The sequence below is a fragment of the uncultured Caldilinea sp. genome, from assembly GCF_937128415.1.
Lineage (GTDB): Bacteria > Chloroflexota > Anaerolineae > Caldilineales > Caldilineaceae > Caldilinea.
In genome coordinates this window covers 61438-81363 of the sequence record NZ_CAKZMJ010000098.1, presented here as the reverse complement: position 1 = coordinate 81363, position 19926 = coordinate 61438, and the positions used below count along the sequence as shown (strand labels likewise).

At 61.3% G+C, this 19926-nt stretch carries 17 protein-coding genes and 1 pseudogene; 7 read left to right on the top strand and 11 right to left on the bottom strand.

The genetic code is table 11. The features are described 5' to 3' along the window. The 6 genes and pseudogenes from Q0367_RS19665 to Q0367_RS19640 form a co-directional block, all read left to right on the top strand. The coding region (locus Q0367_RS19665) for an RHS repeat-associated core domain-containing protein (RefSeq protein ID WP_298984288.1) at positions 1 to 951 on the top strand (951 nt) is incomplete at its 5' end. An 18-nt stretch (positions 952 to 969) separates the two neighbouring features. Further along, positions 970 to 1518: a DUF6843 domain-containing protein gene (locus Q0367_RS19660; protein WP_298984285.1), complete on the top strand. Its 549-nt coding sequence runs from the start codon at positions 970 to 972 to the stop codon at positions 1516 to 1518. Continuing rightward, positions 1515 to 1667: pseudogene (locus tag Q0367_RS19655) on the top strand (RHS repeat-associated core domain-containing protein); the annotation flags it as partial. The gene Q0367_RS19660 and the pseudogene Q0367_RS19655, both read left to right, overlap by 4 nt. Positions 1668 to 1758: 91 nt before the next feature. After that, a complete protein-coding gene (locus tag Q0367_RS19650; protein WP_298984290.1) occupies positions 1759 to 2235 on the top strand; it encodes a PIN domain-containing protein in 477 nt (158 codons plus the stop codon). Next, positions 2232 to 2462 carry a hypothetical protein gene (locus Q0367_RS19645; RefSeq protein WP_298984283.1) on the top strand — a complete coding sequence of 77 codons (231 nt, stop codon included), beginning with the start codon at positions 2232 to 2234 and terminating at the stop codon, positions 2460 to 2462. The genes Q0367_RS19650 and Q0367_RS19645 overlap by 4 nt, the downstream gene beginning before the upstream one ends. 157 nt (positions 2463 to 2619) lie before the next feature. Beyond that, on the top strand, positions 2620 to 3222 hold the full coding sequence (locus tag Q0367_RS19640; protein WP_298984281.1) for an Rpn family recombination-promoting nuclease/putative transposase: 603 nt from the start codon (positions 2620 to 2622) through the stop codon (positions 3220 to 3222). 161 nt (positions 3223 to 3383) lie between these two features. Here the strand turns inward: Q0367_RS19640 and Q0367_RS19635 are convergent, their stop codons facing one another. From Q0367_RS19635 to Q0367_RS19585, 11 genes are all read right to left on the bottom strand, one after another. Continuing rightward, positions 3384 to 4757 carry an ATP-binding protein gene (locus tag Q0367_RS19635; protein WP_297638999.1) on the bottom strand — a complete coding sequence of 458 codons (1374 nt, stop codon included), beginning with the start codon at positions 4755 to 4757 and terminating at the stop codon, positions 3384 to 3386. 1 nt (position 4758) lies between these two features. After that, positions 4759 to 7482 carry a DNA gyrase subunit A gene (gene gyrA / locus Q0367_RS19630; protein WP_297638996.1) on the bottom strand — a complete coding sequence of 908 codons (2724 nt, stop codon included), beginning with the start codon at positions 7480 to 7482 and terminating at the stop codon, positions 4759 to 4761. A gap of 99 nt (positions 7483 to 7581) precedes the next feature. Then, positions 7582 to 7917 (bottom strand): divalent-cation tolerance protein CutA, encoded by a 336-nt coding sequence (gene cutA / locus Q0367_RS19625; protein WP_297638993.1) that lies wholly within the window; start codon positions 7915 to 7917, stop codon positions 7582 to 7584. Positions 7918 to 7934: 17 nt separating this feature from the next. Next, positions 7935 to 8309 (bottom strand): holo-ACP synthase, encoded by a 375-nt coding sequence (gene acpS / locus Q0367_RS19620; protein ID WP_298984278.1) that lies wholly within the window; start codon positions 8307 to 8309, stop codon positions 7935 to 7937. Positions 8310 to 8344: 35 nt separating this feature from the next. Next, positions 8345 to 9643, bottom strand: a complete 1299-nt coding sequence (locus Q0367_RS19615; RefSeq protein WP_298984277.1) for a pitrilysin family protein — start codon at positions 9641 to 9643, stop codon at positions 8345 to 8347. After that, entirely contained in the window at positions 9640 to 10926 is a 1287-nt protein-coding gene (locus Q0367_RS19610) for a pitrilysin family protein (protein ID WP_297638986.1), read from the bottom strand. The genes Q0367_RS19615 and Q0367_RS19610 overlap by 4 nt, the downstream gene beginning before the upstream one ends. 29 nt (positions 10927 to 10955) lie before the next feature. Beyond that, positions 10956 to 12275, bottom strand: coding sequence for a UDP-glucose/GDP-mannose dehydrogenase family protein (locus tag Q0367_RS19605; RefSeq protein ID WP_297638984.1), 1320 nt, complete (start codon positions 12273 to 12275; stop codon positions 10956 to 10958). A gap of 64 nt (positions 12276 to 12339) precedes the next feature. Beyond that, positions 12340 to 13407, bottom strand: coding sequence for a lysylphosphatidylglycerol synthase transmembrane domain-containing protein (locus tag Q0367_RS19600; RefSeq protein WP_297638982.1), 1068 nt, complete (start codon positions 13405 to 13407; stop codon positions 12340 to 12342). A 226-nt stretch (positions 13408 to 13633) separates the two neighbouring features. Beyond that, positions 13634 to 13885 (bottom strand): hypothetical protein, encoded by a 252-nt coding sequence (locus tag Q0367_RS19595; protein WP_297638980.1) that lies wholly within the window; start codon positions 13883 to 13885, stop codon positions 13634 to 13636. Between the two features lie 341 nt (positions 13886 to 14226). Then, a complete protein-coding gene (locus Q0367_RS19590; RefSeq protein ID WP_298984275.1) occupies positions 14227 to 15090 on the bottom strand; it encodes an SIS domain-containing protein in 864 nt (287 codons plus the stop codon). A 13-nt stretch (positions 15091 to 15103) separates the two neighbouring features. Further along, a complete protein-coding gene (locus tag Q0367_RS19585; RefSeq protein ID WP_298984273.1) occupies positions 15104 to 16453 on the bottom strand; it encodes a hypothetical protein in 1350 nt (449 codons plus the stop codon). 279 nt (positions 16454 to 16732) lie between these two features. On the opposite strand from Q0367_RS19585, the gene Q0367_RS19580 reads away from it, so the two are divergent. After that, entirely contained in the window at positions 16733 to 19918 is a 3186-nt protein-coding gene (locus tag Q0367_RS19580; RefSeq protein WP_298984271.1) for an SH3 domain-containing protein, read from the top strand. The last annotated feature ends 8 nt before the right edge of the window (positions 19919 to 19926 follow it).

The window sequence follows — 19926 nt, the reverse complement described above, 5'->3', positions numbered from 1 at the left end:
ACGGGCGAGCTGCGCTATCGTCCCTTCGGCGTCACCCGCTTTGCGTCGGGGACGACGCCGACGAGCGTTCGCTTCACCGGCCAGCGGGAGGAGGCGGCGCTGGGGCTGTACTTCTTCAACGCCCGCTGGTATGACCCGGCGCTGGGGCATTTCCTCTCGCCGGACAGCATCATGCCCGAGCCGGGCAATGCGCTCGACTACCATCGCTATGCGTATGTGCGGTTTAATCCGCTCAAGTACACCGACCCCAGCGGGCATTGCCCACAACCCTCCGGAGAATTTGCAAACTCAAATATAATTTGCGTGGCCGGTTTTATCCCCACCCAGACGTCTTCCGGTCTTCCCGGCCTCGTCTACTTTCGAGGAGATGACCGAGATTTTTCAAATGCCTCAAATCCTGAAGCATCTCGTTTTTGGCTTTGGATCAGCGCAGATAGTGGTGAAATCTTGGCTAGCTTCGTCCATCCTACGCAAAGAGCTTCCGGTCCATTAGGAGGGCCACTCGGTAATTCTTCATCCCCTCGAAATCAACCTCATGCCAATCCTCTTCTGGAGATAATTCTCGGGAGCAATCGATTTTTCACTCAAAAAGCAGAGGACGGGACGATTTCGCTTTCCTACCATGTCGTTTGCTCTGATCCTATTTGTAACAACGCATTTGCTCCAGATGGTCAGATTAATTTTACGCCTGATGGTCAAGGCTCGTACGCTGCGTATGGATTGGTGAATCGTTTCCCAAACCTCGAAGCCTATCACTGGAATCGAGGCAACCTCCAAGAAGAATCCGTTCTACGTCTACAATTCTTTAAGTCTGAAGAACGCACCCGTGGACATGCTGGGTGGATAAGCTCGTTCGGGATGAGAAGCTACGAGTATTTTGACACAAGACCTGGGCAGCCCAGTCGTTCTCATTTCTATTTTCTTTGGCAACGTTTTGTCAGTGGCGGTTAATGAAAGAGATAATGATAAATGGTGCATCGAACCTTATTATTGTCCCCTGTGTCAATTTTGCAGGCAGTCACCATGGCGATCATTTTGGGAGCGCTAACCGGATGTTCACCAGGCGGGATATACTATCTAATTGCTCCAAAACACCGAGTCGACGTAATCTTACCTCAGGGGTACGAAGGCCCAGTGCTAATTGTTTATCAAGTTTCTAAAGGTGCGGTGGCAGAAAAGCAAGATAATGTTTGGATATATCGCATTCCAGAAGATGGAGTGTTATTACTGCAAAATCCCCCTTTACGAGGTGTTGGCCAGTTCTTGTTTTTCTACCAGTCACTTGATGGAACACTTCAGCCGATACCATCTAGCTCGTGTTTTGATGATGTAGAGGATGAGGGGGTGGTCGTCTGCTCAACCGGGCATTATGAAATCTACAAATCGAAGCGACTTCGACCTTTACTAGGATATTTTATAGGAACACTTGACCACTGGCGTCAATTCAAGACAGACTTCGATTATTACAATAGCCTGTATGAGCGATATTTTGATATGTTAGCGCTGCCCGAGAATTGATACATCATCCTTTTCAGATTGCTCCTCGTTGGCACGACGTCGCCCCCTATCGCTTCACGGGCCAGCGGGAGGAGGCGGCGCTGGGGCTGTACTTCTACAACGCCCGCTGGTACGACCCGGCGCTGGGGCGTTTCCTCTCGCCGAACAGCATCGCACCGGAGGCGGGCAATCCTCCAGGTTGCCTTGCAGCTTGTCTCTCCTCTGAAATGATAGTACAATCGGCAGCTAGGAGACCAAGTCATGATAGATATCGACACAGAAACGGCGGTTATCTCTCGACAGGTCTACCTGGACGTATGTGCGCTCAATCGACCTTTCGACGACCAAAGTCAGATGCGCATTCGACTGGAAACAGATGCAGTTCTGTTGATTTTGAGTCACGTGCGAGCGCAGACAATTCGCATGGTTGTCTCCCCTGTGCATTTGAAAGAGGTTTCTGCAAATCCAGACCTATCCCGTCGTGAACATATGTTAGCTTTGTTGCAAATGTTCGGCGCGGCGGTGACTCTTGACCTGTTGCAGGTGCGCCGACACACAGAAGCGTTGCTGCAATACGGAATCGGGGTTGCAGATGCCGCCCGTGTAGCTTTCGCTGAACTGTCCGGCAGCGATTTTATCACGGTAGACGACCGTTTGCTTCGCCAACTACAGCACGCTGACGTGAGAGTTTGGTGTGGTGCGCCGACCGCCTATTGCGATAAGGAAGATCTACGATGACTTCTCAAACCTATTTGTCTGAAGAAATGGTCGTGCGTCGAGGCATTGAGGCGCTGTTAGAGGCTTTAGGGCCGGTGGAAGCTGCTCGCTTCCTATCCTTACCCCGCTCTCGACTTGACGACTATGTAGAGTGGCATCGACGCTGGCAGGCCGGTCTCGATGCGCAGACCTTTTTAGATGAAGTTTTCGGTCGTTCTGGAGGAAGTGAAGAGCAAACCGGGGCCTAGCGTCGTCACACGATCAGCACAACGACGCAGACTTGCGAGTTGCACTGCCACCCCTTCGGCTTCACTCGCTTTGCGTCAGGTGCGGCATCCACGAGCGAGCACATCCTCTCTGTGCGACTTCCTCCCATCTCTCCTGTTCCATGGTGCAATAGACCTCATGAACGCTGGCGTGCAACAGCCGCACGACAAGCTCTTCCGCACTGTCTTCTCCACGTCGAGAAGGCGGAGCGAGCTGCCAGCGATTGCGCCGGTGGTCTTCTATCAGGGCGAGAGCGAGTGGCGCTATTCGACCGAGTTCGCCGACCTCTTCGCCGCAGGCGTGCGGGAGATGATGACAGTCTATCAGAAGCGCGTGCGCGAGGCGCTGCGGCTGGCGGCGCCGTTGGTGGCGCAGCTGACGCGCACAGGCGGGCTAGACTACGTGGCGGTCTTTGTGATTTACCTGGCGTCGACGCAGGAGCATCGGGTGGTGAACGAGTTTGCGGCGCAGGTCAAGCGCCTTGCGCCGGAGACAGGAGGGGATATGCTGACCTACGCTGAGGAGTTGCGACAGGAAGGACGCAAAGAAGGGCTCCAGGAAGGACTGCAGAAAGGCGAGATCAAAGGCAAAATCGAGACGATTGAGAGCCTGTTGGCGGTCGGCGCCGAGTGGTCGCTCATCACCACGGCGACGGGCATCACGCCGGAGCAGTTTGCGTGGCTGAAGGAAGAACTCCAACGGCTCGGAGACCTCCAACCCTCGGAGGATGACCGGCCATAGCCGCCAGAGGCAAGCGCTGCGCCGGAAGAGCCCGTTTGACGCCGCAAGCCGGCACGCTGTAAGGGCAGGTAGCGCCGGCTTCGTCTACGACGGCGATAGTCGACGGGTCAAGGCGACGGTCCACGGCGTTTCGACCGACTCCATCGACGCCCCCCTAGAGATTATTTCAGGATATAGCGCGTGCCGCGTTTGTCGCCGATCTTGAGCAGGATGCCGCGCGTGACCATGTCGGCCAAGTCGAGGCGCAGCGTTTCGGCGCCGACGTGCGGGCAGAGTTGGCGATACTCGCTGTTGGTGATGGCGCCGTGCTGTTGGACGTATTCAAGCGCTTTGAGCTGGCGCTCGTTCATGTTGCTTTCCCAGGGTTGCGCCGCACGCGCCTGGTCGCGAGCATTGTAGAGGATGACGGTGAAGCGATGACCAGGGCACTCGAATTTGGGCGGCGGATGACCGGCTTTGACCATGTCCTCGATCATGCGGTCGATGCCCAAGCCTAGCTCTTCAATGTATCCCCACTGATAGAGACCGTTGACGATGCGAGGGTTGCGGCTGTAGTGCTCTTCGACCAGATTTTCCAGCGTGATGTGCGCAGGCAGTCCGCCGGGGCTGGTGATCTCCATGCGATCGGTGTACATGCGGATTTCAATCCCGCGGCCGGTGATGCGATAGTCGCGGTGCGCCACGGCGTTGACGAGCGCCTCGCGCACTGCGGTGGAAGGGTATTCCGTCTCTTCATGGCGCTGCAGGCCGCGCACGACTGCGCGCTTGTCCATTTCCTCCCAAATGACGCGCCAGGCGCGGTCGATGATGAGTGGCAAGGCGCCGGTGAACTCCTCGCGACGGCCATAGCCGAGCGCGCCTTCCGGGCCACGCGGTTGGGTGTCGGAGAATTTCACGAAGACGGCGCGACTTTGGGGCATGAAGAGCTGCGGCTCCTTGCCGAAGAGCAGGAGGCCGGAGACGGTCGGGACGCGATCCGCCGTCAACGCGCCGATCTGCTGCAACAGCTTGTCCTTGGGTAAGATCGCCTGGCGAGGGTTGCGCTTCTGACGGCGCTCCAGGTATTCGTCGATGATGTCGTCGTCCAGGTCGTCGCGCGTGGCGCCGGCCACGGGCTGCAGCTCGAAGTCGCCGACCGGACGGCTCGCCATCAGCCGCTCGATCTCTTCGCCGCTGGCGGGGACGTTCTCCGCCCCACGCCGCACGAGCACGCGACCGTCCTCCAACGCGTGCAGCTCGGCGCTGCGTTCGACGCGCACGATGGCGACGGCGCCACCCGCCAGCTCGCGCTGCTGCCAATCCACCGTGCGCACCGGAGGGCGACACATCCGCTCCGCCGCGCGCACGGCGTCGGCCAACTCATCGTCGGTCATGAAATCCCCCACTGCGCCGTCGGCGTCAACGCCCAGCACCAACCAGCCTCCTTCGCTGTTGGCGAAGGCGACCAACGTCTCTGCGATCAGCGCCGGCTGACGAGAGGGGATGTAGGCCCATTGATAGCCTGGCTTCTGGAGCGTCGCAAAGGAGGCCGACATATCACTCCAGGTCGAAAGAAGATGCTTCCCTGACGACTGCAACGCCTTCGCCGGATGGCTCGACGCCGGTTTCGCCTGTCCCATCTCCACCGTTCAGGACGAGGTCTACGCCGGTTTCGCCGCCGTCATCGACTCCGCGATTCAGGTCGTCGTGCGTCATCACCGCCACGGCGGCCACGCTGTCGCCGTCGAGCAGGTTGACGACGCGCACGCCCCGCGTCATACGGCCGGCGACGCGAATGCCGCTGACCGGCGTGCGCAACACGATGCCGTTGGCGGTCATGACGGTGATCTGGTCGCTCGGCTCCACCACGCGGGCGGCCACGATCGGGCCGATCTCCTCCAGGCGCGTGTAGTCGGTCGCCCAGATGCCCTGCGTGTAGCGGCCGTGGACGCTGTATTCACGCAGGGGGGTGCGCTTGCCATAGCCCTGGGCGTGGATTACGAGCAGGTCGGCGTGGGGCTTGACGACGTCGAAGCCCACCACCTCATCGCCTTCGCCTTGCAGGCGGATCGCCATCACGCCGGCCGCAGTGCGGCCCATGGGGCGGACATCCTCTTCATTGAAGCGGAGCGCGCGGCCGCGACGGGTGACGACGATGAAATCCTCGCCGCCTTTGGTGAGCCGCGCCCAGTCCAGCGAGTCTCCCTCTTCCAGCGTCATGGCGATCAGACCGGTGGAGCGGATGTTGGCGAAGGCGTTGAGGTCCATGCGCTTGATGCGCCCCTGGCGCGTCAACAAGGTGATGTACTCCGCCATCTCGAAATCGGGCACAACGAGCATGGTTGTCACCGTTTCGTCCGGCATGAGGTTGAGCACGTTGGCGATGTGCATGCCGCGCGAGGTGCGGTTGCCTTCGGGCAGCTCATAGACGCGGCTGGAGTAGACGCGGCCTTTATTGGTGAAGAACAGGATATGGTCGAGCGTGCGGGCGAAGAGCAGATCGACCACCTCGTCCTCGTTGCGCGTGGTCATGCCCTTCACCCCGCGTCCCCCGCGATTCTGGGCGCGGAAGGACTCCACGCTCATGCGTTTGATGTAGGCGCCGGCGCTGTAGCTGATCAGGACGTTGTCCTGGGCGATCAGGTCTTCATCGCTGAACTCGCCGTTGGCGTCGTGGACAATGAGCGTGCGCCGCGGGTCGCCGAAGCGCTCTTTCAGCGACAGGATGTCTTCCCGAATGAGGCCGCGGATTTTTTCCGGGTGCGCAAGCAGGTCTTCGTAATAGGCGATGCGCGCCAGCGTCTCCTGATACTCGTCCTCGATCTTCTGACGTTCGAGCGCAGCCAGGCGGCGCAGCTGCATGTCGAGAATCGCCTGCGCCTGCACCTGTGACAGCCCGAAGCGCTCCATGAGCGCAGTGCGAGCGGCGTCGGCGCTTTCGCTCTGGCGAATGGTGGCGATCACCTCGTCCAGGAATTCGAGGGCGATGCGCAATCCCTCCAGGATGTGAGCGCGCTCGCGCGCCCTGGCAAGCTGGAACTGCGTGCGCCGCGTCAATACGTCGAAGCGATGTTCGATGTAGACGACCAGGGCGCGGCGCAGACTCAGGGTCACCGGTTCGCCGTTGACCAGCGCCAGCATGTTGACGCCGAAGGAGGTCTGCAGCTGCGTCTGTTTGAAGAGGCGGTTGCGCGCTTTTTTGGGCGCCGCGCCGCGCTTGAGTTCGATGACGATGCGCATGCCCGTGCGGTCGGACTCATCGCGGATGTCGCTGATCATATCGAGCTTGTCCTCGCGCACCAGCTCGGCCATGCGTTCGATCAGGTTGGATTTGTTGACCTGATAGGGGATCTCGGTGACAATGATGGCGAAACGCCCGCCGCGCAGCTCTTCGATGGAGGTCTTCGCCCGCACCAGAATTTTGCCGCGGCCGGTGGCGAAGGCCTGCTTGATGCCTTCCGAGCCGAGGATGATGCCGCCGGTCGGAAAGTCCGGCCCTTTGACGAACTGCATCAGCTCTTCCAGGCCGATCTCGTTGCGGCGCTCCCAGTTGTCGATCACATAGGCGACTGCGTCGGCGATTTCGCCAAGGTTGTGGGGCGGGATGTTGGTGGCCATGCCGACGGCGATGCCGCTCGTGCCGTTGACGAGCAGGTTGGGCAGCATGGCGGGCAGGACGGTCGGCTCCTGCAGGCTGTCGTCGAAATTGTTGGTCCAGTCCACCGTGTCCATGTCGATGTCCTGGAGCATGGTCTCGGCGATGCGCGAGAGCCGCGCCTCGGTGTAACGCATCGCCGCCGGGCTGTCGCCGTCGATTGAGCCGAAGTTGCCCTGACCATCGACCAGGCAATAGCGCAGGCTGAAGTCCTGCGCCATGCGCGCCATGGCGTCGTAGACGGCGGAGTCGCCGTGCGGGTGATATTTGCCGAGCACTTCGCCGACGATGCGGGCGCTCTTCTTATAGGGGCTGGTCGGCCCCAACCCCATGTCGTGCATGGCGTACAGGATGCGCCGATGCACGGGCTTCAGGCCGTCGCGGGCGTCGGGCAGCGCGCGCGCCACGATCACGCTCATGGCGTAATCGAGATAGGCGGTGCGCATCTCCTGCTCGATCAGGACGTTGCGCACGTTGCCGATATGGAAGTTGTCGCCGTTGATTGCTGCGCCGTTGCCGTTGACGCCCGTTGCTCCGCTCCCTCCTTTGGACGCTTCGCCCATAGCGCCGTCATCGGCGCCGGAATCGGACGAGTCGTTGCGAGGAAACTCCAGATTGTCATCCATCCAAAAGGCTCCTGCACCTCTACCGTGATCTCTACTTTCAGCATCAAATTATACCCGATTTGACGCCGTCAGCCTAACCTGGATGGACTTGTGTCCTCTTTACAATCGGTTTGCAGATCGTTTGAGCTGGCCGGCCATCCACTCCAGATAGCTGGCGCCGCCGGCGACGATGGGCGTCGCCAAAATTTCCGGCACATCGTAGGGATGAAGCTGCTGGATCAGGCCGCTCAATTCCGGGAAGAGATCGCTGCGACTTTTGATCACGAGCATCCATTCTTCGGCGTTCTCAATGGCGTCATTCCAGTGATAGACGCTGGAGATCGGCCCGATGATTTGCGCGCAGGCCGCCAGCCGCTCGCCGACGACGGCGCCGGCGATGTTTTGCGCATCTTCTTCGCTGTCTACGGTGGTGATGACCTGAATGAAATCCGCCATAGGCTCCTCTCAACCTCTTATGCTTCACGCATTGCAATCACAAAGGCAATCGCCTGCGTGCGGTGATGGCTTAAGCTGATCGACCAAGTGGTCAGCCCTAGTTCGGCGGCGAGCGCGGCCGCCGCGCCATGCAGACGCAACGTCGGCGCGCCTCGCTCGTCGCGCAGCACTTCGATGTCCGTCCACCCCACGCCCTCTCGCCAGACGCCGACGCCGAGCGCCTTAGCGACGGCCTCTTTGGCGGCGAACCGCGCCGCCAGCGACTCGACGCGATCGCCGCAACAGACTCGCTCTGCATCGGTGTAGACGCGACGCAGGAAGCGCTCGCCATGCGCCTCAATGGCCGCGCGCACCCGCTCAATTTCAATGATGTCCACACCGGTGCGCACCATGGCTGTCCATCCTTAGCGGCAATGGGATGCCTGCACTATTCCTGCAAGGCGTCGAGTTCATCTGCATCCGGCCCTGCAATGGAGATTACGCAGCGCTCCGGCTGGAGATATTCCGTCGCCACGCGCTGCACATCCTCTGCAGTGACGCTGTCAATCAACGACGGATAGCGCTGCAGGTAGTCCAGTCCCAGGTCGTGCCACGCCATGCTGAGCAAGGTGGAGGCGACGCCTTCGTTGGTCTCCAGCGTCAACGGCACGACGCCGGTGAGATACGCCTGGCTGTCGGAAAGCTCCTCCGGGCTGACCGGCTCCGTGCAGAGGCGTCTGAATTCATCGAGAATGCTTTCGACCGCGGCTTCGACGTCCGCAGGATTGACGCCGGCCGCAGCGAACCAGACGCCATCCTCCTGTTCGGCGATGAAAGTGCTGTAGCAGTAGTACGCCAGCCCTTGCTGCTCGCGCACGCGCTCGCCCAACCGCCCCATCATGCCGAATTGGCCCAGGATGGAGTTGGCCACGCGCACGGCGTAAAAGTCAGGGTCGCGGCGGCGCACGCCGTAGGCGCCGATGACGATGTCGCTCTGCACCTTGCCGGGCAGGCTTGCATGCAGTCGACGCCCGCCGTCAATGCGCGCGCGTTCAATCGGCGGCGAGAGGACGGCGGACGCCTCCCAATCTCCGAACAGCTCGCCGATCACGTCCACGGCGCGTTGCGCCTCGACGTCGCCGGCAATCGCCAGCACGGCGCCCTGCGGCGAAAAATAGCGCCGATGGAAGTCGACCATGTCCTGCCGCTTCAATGCGGCCACCGTCTCCAGATACCCCTCCGTCATGCGTCCGTACGGATGTTCGCGGCCAAAGAGGGTTTCGTTGAACCGCCGCGCGGCGACGCTGGCCGTATCCTGTTCCCGTTCCTGAATGCGCACCAACTTCATCTGGCGCAGCCGCTCGATGTGCTCTTCGGGGAAGGTGGGGCGTCGCATCAGATCGGCCAGCAACGCCAGCAGACGCTCAAAATCCTCGGACAACGAGGTGAGGGAGAAATCCGTGCTGTGGATGTCGGCGGAGGCGGTGAGCGAGGCGCCGACGTTTTCGACTGCGGCGTTGAAGGCGTCGTAGTCATAGCGCTCGCTGCCGCGCGTGAGCATGTTGGCGACAAAGGCCGCCAACCCCGCCTGGTGCGGCGCTTCGTGCGCAGAGCCAACGCGCAACGAGCCTTGCAGCGCGACCACCGGCGAGGCGTGATTTTCCCGCACCAGGATCGTCAGGCCGTTGGGCAGCCTTGTCTGGAAAATCGTTTCCGGGCCGGGCAGCGCATCGGTGTGAGCGTTCATCCCTGCACCTCCCCGTCGGGGATGTAATAGCCCACCGTCTGGCCGCGACGTTGCAGATACAAGGCGGCGACGCGCTGCACATCCTCGGCCGTGACCGCCTGCAGCCGCTCGCTCCAATTCGCCAGCCAGTCCAGCGTGGCGACGACCTGGCTGAAGCCCAGCCAATACGCCTCATAGGTGACGCTTTCGCTGCTGTAGGCGAACTGCGCCCGCGTCTGTTTGATGGCTTTTTCCATCTCGGCTGCGGTCACGCCATGGCGCTGGATGGCTTCCAGTTCGCTCCAGATCGCCTCTTCGACCGCCCGATGTTCGACGCCGGGCGCCAACGTTGCGCTGATCGAGAAGAGGCCCGGGTCGATGGTGGGGCCAAAGCTGGTGGCGACGTCCACGGTGAGCTGCCGCTCCACCAGCGCGCGGTAAAGGCGGTTGCTGCGGTTGTTGGCGCTGCCGCCGAAGAGCCCCATGCCCTTGGCGCCGCCCAACACCGAATCGAGCACGACGAAAGGGAAAAAGTCCGGGTGCAGGGCGGGCGGCGCGTGAAAGACCTGCAAGAAATAGGCGGTGGGGTCCTCTCCGCGCAAGAGGATGCGCCGCTCGGCGCGCTGCGGCGGCTCTTCGATGCAGAGCGGCGACGCTGCGGGGCCGGGCTTCAGCCCTCCGAAATACTGCTCCACCTGCGCCAGCATGGGCTCCGGCTCGAAGTCGCCTGCCACAACTACGACTGCGTTGTTGGGCGCGTAGTAGGTGCGATAATGTGCGTAGAGCGCCTCTCGCGTCAGGGTGCGCAGGTCGGAAGGCCAGCCGATGATCGGGTTGCGGTAGCCGTGCTCCAGAAAGGCCGCCGCCTGGACCTCCTCATGCAGACGATAGAACTCGTTGTTTTCGCTGCCCTCGCGCTCGCTCAGGATGACGGTGCGCTCCAGCTCCGTCTCTTGCGGGTCGAAGACGGCGTTCACCATGCGGTCGCTCTCGACCTGCAGCGCCAGCTCGATGCGGTCGGCGGGCAGCGTCTCGAAATAGACCGTCCAGTCCTGCCCCGTCATGCCGTTGAAGACGCCGCCCGCGCGTGCCACGGCTTTGTCGAACTCTCCGCGCGGGTAGCGCGGCGTGCCTTTGAAGAGCATGTGCTCCACCCAGTGGCTGACGCCGGTGCAGCCTGGCGTCTCGATGCGGCTGCCGACGCGGTAAAACACCCAAAAACTGGCGACCGGCGCGCGGCGGCTGGGGCGCACAATGACCTGCAGGCCGTTGTCAAGCGTAGTTTGAATCAGAGAATCGAGCATAGAACGCATCCGCGACGGGGGCCCGGGCATTACGCGCCGTTGGCGTTGCGCGGCACGCGGCCGACGCCTCGATATTTGAAGCCGAGCGAGACCATCATGTCCGGCTCATAGATGTTACGGCCGTCCACCAGGATCGGCTGCGCCATCAGGTCGCGCAGCCGCAGCAGGTCGAGCTGCTTGAACTCGTTCCACTCGGTGCAGACGAGGAGGGCGTCGGCCCCCGCCGCCAGGTCGTAGGCGTCCTCAGCGAGACGGATCTGTTTATCCACGCGCGCCACGTTGGCCATCGCCACCGGGTCGTAGCCGGAGACGAGCGCACCCTCATTGCGCAGCATGTGGGCGATCTCCAGCGCCGGCGCCTCGCGGATGTCGTCGGTGTTGGGTTTGAAAGCCAGCCCCATCAGGCCGATGCGCTTGCCGTCCAGCTTGCCGCCGAGCAGCTCGCGCAGGTTGTAGACCGCCCAGCGCCGCATGTCGCGGTTGATGTCGATCACGGCGCGCAGCAACGACGGATGCGAGCCGTGCACCAGCGCCATGTGTTCGAGCGCCTTGACGTCTTTGGGGAAGCAGCTGCCGCCGTAGCCGAGGCCGGCGTTCAAAAACTGCGAGCCGATGCGACGATCGAACCCCATCCCTTCCGCCACTTCGCGCACATCGGCGCCGAGCTTCTCGCAGATCACGGCGATCTCATTGATGAAGCTGATTTTGGTGGCCAGGAAGGCGTTGCTGGCGTATTTGATCATCTCGGCCGTGCGCAGATCGGTCATGATGATGCGCGTGCGCAGCGGCAGGTGAAGCTGCGCCACTCGCTCCGCCGCCTCTGGGTCGCGGCTGCCGATCACGACGCGATCGGGGTTCATGAAGTCGTAAATGGCCGAGCCCTCGCGCGTGAATTCAGGACAGCTCACCACGGAGAAATCGATCGGCTCCGGCTGGCTGCGGCGAATAATGTCGGCCACCCAATCGCCGGTGCCGACGGGCACGGTGCTCTTATTGATCACGATCAGGGGATGGGTCATGGCGCGGGCGACCGACTCGGCGGCCATGCGCACATATTGCAGGTCCGCCTCGCCGTCGACGCCGCTTGGCGTGCCTACGCAGATGAAGATGAACTCGGCGTCCTTGAGCGCCTCTTCATAGCTGGTGGTGAAGTGCAGACGTCCGGCCTTCATGTTGCGCACGATCATCTCGCTCAGCCCTGGCTCGTAGATAGGCGACTCACCTCGCTTCAACATGGCGATCTTTTCTTCGTTGATGTCGATGCAGGTGACGTTGTTGCCCATATCTGCGAAACAGGTGCCGGTGGAGAGACCCACATAGCCGGTGCCTGCCACTGCGATGTTGCGCATATTTCTTCTCCCATTCTGTTGTGCACACATAGTTTCATTCCACCCCAGTGCTGATCTTATTCACTCACTTCTTCGCACAGAAGATTTGCGCAGAAGAGTCCGCCGACTTTTCGCTCTCGGACGCTTCGGCCGGCGCCGACGCCGCTTCGGCCTGGCGTTGAGCCGCCTCGATGTCGCTGAGGCGCAGGTGTTCGCGCCAGAAATAATAGCCGCCGAGCAGCGTCACCGGCGCCCACAGCGCGGCGTGGAGCGTGAACGTATAGCTGGCGGCGACCGAGGCGTTCACTCCGAAGGCCTCCAGCGTCTTGATGCCCGGCGCATCGAACGTGCCGATGTAACCAGGCGCAGCCGGCAGCGTCGTCGCCAGGTTGACCAAACCGTTCATCAACATCAAGACAACGAAGCTGACTGAAAAATCAAAGGCGTGCATGACGAACCAATATTTCACCGTCTCCAAAAGCCAGATCAAAACGCTGGTGAAGAAGATCATGATCACGTCCGAAGGGTGGCGCAGACTGCGCAGTCCGAGCATGAAGCGCTCGTACAGCGCGTCTGCGCGCTGGCGTAAACGGCCGCGCAACGCAGCGCCGGCCAGCAGAGCGTAGAATCGCTCCACGCGCTCCGGTTGGATCGCCATCCACATAAACAACAGCGTCGCCAGCGAAAACAACGCCGTCGTCGCCACGACGATATTGCGAAAGAACGGCGGCATCGGCGCAAAAGGAAGCGCCAAAAAAACGAAGAGCAGCATCACCAGCCCGTCGGTGACGCGCTCGATAATCACCGTCGCCAGGCTCGTGGTGATGGCGATGTTGGTGCGTCGTTTCAGCACATAAGAGCGCAGAAGCTCTCCAGCCCGAAAGGGAAAGACGTTGTTGCCAAAGTAACCGATGCAGACCATCGGGAACAGCGTCTTCACAGGAACCTGTTTGACCGGCCGCAAGATGTATTGCCAGCGCCAGGTGCGCACCCCCAATCCGACCATATAGACGGCGACGCCGGGAAAGAGCCATCCGTAATTCGCCGTCTGCAGCGCCTCCATCACGGTGGGAAGATGCAGGCCAGGCAGCGCCCAGTAGATAAAAAGTGCGCTGACGACCAGGCCCAGCGCTATTTGTAGATTTCGTTTCAAGCCCAGTTCCACTCCCTTGATACGCCTGTCAAGCCAACGTGCAGCATATCACAGACAGAGAATAGCATCCAAACCTTTTGCGAAAATTTTTCTGCGAATTTGACGCCCAACAACGACCGTAAAAGACCAAAGCAAAAACCAGGGGGCAGTGTTCTGCCCCCCAGCATTCCATATTCAGTTGCTTTTGATGCAAGGCAGGGACGCGCCGTTCAGCCCATCGGCTGATTCAGCGCGCCACTGCGTAAGTCGCTGGCTCTACGGAATCGCCGAGAATCTCCTCCATCGCCATGACATGCGCGCAGACCCTGCGCAGTTGAAACTCTTCGCAGTCGCACAGCCATTGCCCGTGGTCGTAGCGGATCAGGTGTGTATGGTTGTCGCCGTGCAGTTCGACCTCGAAGCTGTGCATCTTGACGCGATGGTCGCGTTCCGCCGCATATTGTCTGGCCTTGAGGATTCTGCTCACCGCTGAGTCCATGATTCGATCCTTTCGTTGAATGAGAGACCTGAATGGATTGGCTGTTATTTCTGAAGCGAACAGAACAAAAAACCCAGGCGCAAGCGCGCACTGGGCGGTTCATTGACATATCGATTGAAGGCTTACAATTGGCGTTTTGATCGTCACACCTCTGCGCCCTCCTTGACGCACAACGATTCATCGCCACAGCGTACAGAACAAAGGAACGACAATAGCAAAAACTCGCAGGGAAGCATCAACCTCTTGTTAACGAATTAACTCTTTGTTAACCTTGCAGTTTCAGTATACGCCGAAGTTTGCGCCCTGTCAAACGCCTTTTGCCTCCCGCCCCTCCGACGTTTTCATGACGTTCGCCCGTCGATCAGGCCGAGCAGCTGCAGCGGCACACGCGCCTCTGGCTCGACGCCGTACAAGGCGGCCAGGTAGAGCGCCGCCCATTCGCCGAAATAGAGCAGGTGCACTGCGCGCGTCACAGGGTCGCCGCCGGGTGCATCAACCTGGATTGCATTAAATCGTCTTTTCTGCAAAATAGACTGCAGCATATTCGCCTGCGCCTCATTGTCTGAGGCGATGGCGCCGATCTTCACCACGCAGAGGGCGTTTATCCAAAAATTGGGGAAGCGCGCCATGCTCCATCCATGCTGCATTTCGCTGAAATCGGCGACAATGGCGGCGCTTTCGGCGTAGCGCAAGATGCGCAGCCGCCAGTCGTGGGCGATTTCGCTCTGCCAGCTTTCCTCTGCCCACAGCAGTGGCACGCGCGCATAGCAGCGCTGCGCCAGTTGTTTGGCGGGATTGGCTGCAAAGGGCGTCGTCGGCGTCAGGCTCTGCAGCCAGGCCAGGTCAAGCGCAGGCGGCGCTGAAGCCTGTCCTAGCGCCGCTCTGGCCAGCGCCCATAAAAAAGTGAAAGTGTAAGCAGGATGCTCGTCGAAATGGAGAAGACCCCGCAGGTCGAGCGCGTCTACGCCGTCTCCGACCGTCGCCGCCGGCTCGGCTCCGGGCGCGCACAGGTGTGCGACGGCGTTGGCCAGCGGTCGCACGTCATAAGGGAGATGGAAGCGCGGCGCCGCAGAGGAGAATCGATTCGGTTGTCGGGCGAGCCATTCCTGCGCTGCTTTCAGCCCGCGCGCAGGATGCGTCGGATCGCCGGCGCGGTCATAGAGACGGCTGAAAGCGTAGAGCTCGAGATTGTCCAGTTCGCTCATGGGCGTTCTCCGGTCATGGGGCCGGTTGGATGCGAAACCCAGGCGGCGTTGCGGCAGGGTCGAAGCTCACGGGCAGCGCCAACGGCGCTCCCTCGCGCCGAAGCTCCTCCTGAAGGCTGCGCAACAGCTCGCCGATGTCGTTCGTCGGAGCGTTCGGATACAGCCCGCGCATGGCCTGCGCCGCCGTCCAGTGGTGACTTTCCACCTGAAGCAGCAGCCTTTGCGTTGCAGTGGGCTGATCGACCACAAAAGCCGTCATCAATGAATTCAGAAAGACGTGATCCGCGTTCAACTGGTTGAGAATGACATCCAGCTCGCTCTCCCATTGCGGCAGAATCGAGATCCCGTACCCCTGCAGGGCGATGCGCGCTTTTTCCACCAGCCAGGCGCGATGATCGAGCCAGAGCCATAGCTGTTGCTCGCGCGAAAGCTCGCCGGGGTCTTGATAAAAGCGAGCGCGCGCCTGGTCTTCCTCCAGCAACGCCTGTGCGAGCGCCTGTCGCTCCGGCTCGATGTCGACGCCGCCGGTGAAAGCGATGCGATCCGCCAGGATGCGGGCGGCCTGCCGTCGCGCAGCGATCTTTTCTTGCGTCAAAGAATCGTAGGCGATCTGTTGAGGAAACGTCGCCAAAGTTGGCGTCACGACCAGGCCGACGCCGGTAAGATAAGGGTTGCGCGCATAGTCGCGCAACTGGAAGCGCAGCGACTCCACAGCGGGATTGGAACGGTCGAATTGTTCAACGATGGCGCGCAGGTCATTGAAAAGTGCGCTGCGCTGGGCGGGGAGAAGCTCGGGCGCCTGCACCGCGATGCGCAACGCCTGCGTGGCGGCGTCGACGGCGGCGTCCTCAAAACCTGTTTTGTACAGGCCGTCTGCGCTCAATTTAAGCAGGTGAACCCGCTCCGTGAGCGGTATCGCGTCTTCCAGAATGGCGTCGGAGATCACCTGGGCGTACACCTGAGCGGCGGCGTCGCCTTGACCGGCCGCCAGATAAGCGCGCGCAAGATGGCTCAGGCGAGCGCTGCGCTCCACCGGCGAAATGTCCGTCGCGTAGGTCAATATGGCGCGAGCAGTCTCCAGATAACCGGCCTGGATCGTCTGGGCTGCCAGAGCCGCCGCCCCATCTCCGCTCAACTGACGCAAGGCAATCGAGGGGCTGATCAAATTTACGCGAACCGAACGCAGCGGATCGACGTTCAAAGAAGGCTGGGCGCTGTTGCGAACGACGAAAAAAAGCGCAAGTGCGCCAAGGCCAACGAGCAAACAGAGAAGGAAAATCAGCAGCAACAGACGCTCGAGCCAGCGGTGGGGACGCAGCGACGCATCCAAATGCGACAGGTCGTCAGACAATTCATAGGACATATCGTAAAGTATACCATCGAGAAAAAACAGGGGGCGAATTTTCAACCATCCTCCGCCTTTTTGGCGCACATTTCACCGTATGCTAAGATAGCAGCTTGACCGTGTTCCTAGAGGTTTGCGCATCAGGACGACTGAGGCGCGCCTGCAAGCGAGAGAGTAGGCGGGCGCTTGTGGAAGAGGAATCATTACAAATGATACTGATACGAGCATCGTCGCCAGTCTGATTCTCCGATGGAAAGTGAACCGGTAAGCTCAGTTTTTTGAAGGAGTGGACAAACTATGCAGAATACTCGGCTCGATCGACGCCCTCCGTCGTCCGGCGGCATGGGTCGGATGCTCGAAGGGCCAGCAGCCTGGTTGGTGACCTTTATTTTGATCCCTGGCTTGCTCGTCGCCATCCTGTTGCTTCCCCCGGTCAGCCTCCTCGATCGCCTGCAGGCGTTCACCTTTGAGCGCATCAACGCCGCCACCGGCGGCGCCATTATGGACCCCGATGGAACCACCGTCAATTTCCCGGCGGAAGGCGTCCTGGCCAATTTTCAGGCCAAGATCACCAGCACGCCTCGCGTCAATTTCATTGAAGGCCGCGCGGGTGAACGGATGTACAAAGCGGCGCAGAATTTGCCGGACACCTTGATTGTCAAGAGCCCGGTCTATCACGTCGAAGTGCGTGGCCGCGCGCCGCTGCAGACAATCGTCACGATCCCGATTCCGAATGACAGCCTGCCCTATGAGACGCTCGCCGTCTATGAATGGACCGGCGAGACGTGGCGCCATATGCCTGCGCGCGTGTTGCCGGAAGCCGACGTCATCGAATCTCGCCTGGATTATGTGCCGCGCGATTTTGTCGTAGTGCAGACGTTGCCGGGCGTGCCTTCGGTGACGCTCAACCTTGGGTTGGACGGTCGGTTGCCCCAGGGCGCGGTGGTCACCAACGAGGCGCGCGGCGTGTTGAATTTGCGTGGGGACGGCGGCCTCGACGGTCAGGCGCCTCCCAACACCGGCAACACCGTTCCGATCATCACCAACGTCGAAGGGCAGACGGTGCGCACGGACCTGATCAACAACTTGTTGATCGACCCAGGTCTGCAGGACAATCAGCTGATGACCCTGGAGCAGTTGGCGCTCGCCAACGGCTACCCGGGCCTGTTGATCGATTACCGCGGCGTCGACGCCGTGCCGAGCGCGCGAGCAGATTACGCCCGCTTCATTGCGCGCGTAGCGGAACGACTGGCGGCCCACAACAAAACGCTCGCCGTGCGCGTCGAGCCGGCCATTCCCATCTCTGCAGAGCAATGGAACACCGGCGGCTACGACTGGCGCGCGCTCAGCCAAGCGGCCACGACGGTGATCGTGCCGGCGCCGATCGACCCGCGCGCCTACGCGCCGGGCGGCGAAATGGAGCTGTTGCTGGCCTATGCCACAGATGAAATCGGCCCCAGCAAACTTGCCATCGAGCTGCCGGCTCATTCGGTCGAGCGCAGCGGCAACTATCTGCTCTTGAAAGGCTATCAAGAGGCGCTCGCGCCGCTCCTGGGTTCGATCGCCGCCGAAGCCGGCGAGGACGGCAACGTCGTGATCAGCCTCGACAATCCCCGCCTGCAGGGTCAGGTGCAGTGGGACGACAACCTGGGCATCTATTACTACACGTACATCGACGATCAAGGGCTGCAGCGCACCGTCTACATCGAGACCGCCGGCAGCCTGGGACGCAAACTCGATCTGCTGCGCAAGTACAACGTCACAAATGTGACCTTGCAGATGCCGGCGAACGGCGACATCGACCCGGCGACCTTACAGGTGTTGCAGCGCTTCCAGATGGGCGAGGCCACTTCGTCGGCGCCCGCAGCGCAGATGGCGGTGGCGTACACGCTCTACGCCGAGGACGGCAGCGTGCTTGGCCAACAGATTCGCCCGCTGGATAGCCCCAGGACGACGTTCCAGGTTTCGTCTGCGGCGAGCGGCTCGCTGCGCGTCGACGCGCAGTTGGTCAACGCCAACGGCACCGCCCTGACCAGCCCCAAATCGGCTGTGCTGGCTCTGGCGGCAAGCCGAAAAGCCGACGTTTCTGCAGAGGCGGTCGCCGCCGCCATGCTTTCCGTCGATCAGATCGTGAACGTGCGCGAGGGGCCGGGCACCACCTTCAACGTGCTCGGCCAGGTGACGCCGGGGCAATCTTACAAAGTCACCGGCAGGACGCCCAACGCCGACTGGTGGCAGATCGAATTTGGCAACCGCAACGGCTGGGTGATTGCCCAGCTCGCCACCATCAGCGGCAACCGCGATGCAATCGCCGTGGCGCAAAATATACCGGAGCCTCCCGCAGCGGCGGCTCCTGCGCCTGCACAAGCGGCGGCCCCTCAACCGGAGCCGGTGGCGGCCGCCGCAGCCCCTGCACCCGTCGCTGCGCCTTCTGGAGGACAGGGCTTCGGCTACGGCATTCAGGTGCACGCCGTCGACAACGGACAGATCTGGCGCATCCTTGACGCTGTGAACGATCTTGGCTTCAACTGGATCAAGCAGCAGATCGAATGGAAACGCTTCGAGGCGGGCGGCCCTGGCCAGATCGACTGGCCGAATATGGACGAGATCGTCGAGGCGGCGGGCAGCCGCGGGGTGAGCGTGCTCTTCAGCGTCGTCAACGCGCCGGACTGGGCGCGCGAGCCGGGCTTCGACCGCAGCGTCGGTGGGCCGCCGCAAGACCCGCAGACCTTCGCCAATTTCCTGGGCGCCATCGCCGGCCGCTACTGCGGCAAGTCGCTCAAGGCGATCGAGGTGTGGAACGAGCAGAACCTACACTACGAGTGGGGCAACAAGCCGCTCAACCCTGCCGAGTATGTGCAATTGCTGGCCGTCTCCTACAACGCCATCAAGAGCGCCTGCCCTTCCATGACGGTGGTGAGCGGCGCGCTCACGCCGGCCGGCAACAACCCGCCCTACGCCATGGACGACTTCACCTATCTCGAAGAGATGTTCAAGGCCGGCGCCAACAACTATCTGGACGCCGTCGGCGCGCACCCGAGCGGCTACAACGTGCCGCCGTCCGTCACGTGGGAGAACGCCTGCGAGGCGATCCAGAAACACGGCAACACCTTCAACGGCGCCTGCGATTCTCCCCACCATTCCTGGAGCTTCCGCAGCACCATGGAGGGCTATCGCAATATCATGAACGTCTACGGCGCGGGCAACAAGAAGATCTGGCCCACCGAGTTCGGCTGGGCGGCGGGCGGCGCCTATGACCCGCGCTATCGCTACGCCGACGACAACGACTTCACCGAACAGGCGCAGTGGACGGTCGAGGCCTTCCAGATGATGAAGAACTGGGGCTGGGTCGGCCCGGCGTTCCTGTGGAACTTGAACTTCCGGGTCGTGGCCGACGGCACCGAAAAGGCCCAGTGGGGCATTGTGGACAGGAACTGGAATCCTCTGCCTGTCTATACAGCGCTGAAGCAGATGCCCAAATAGCCTGAAGT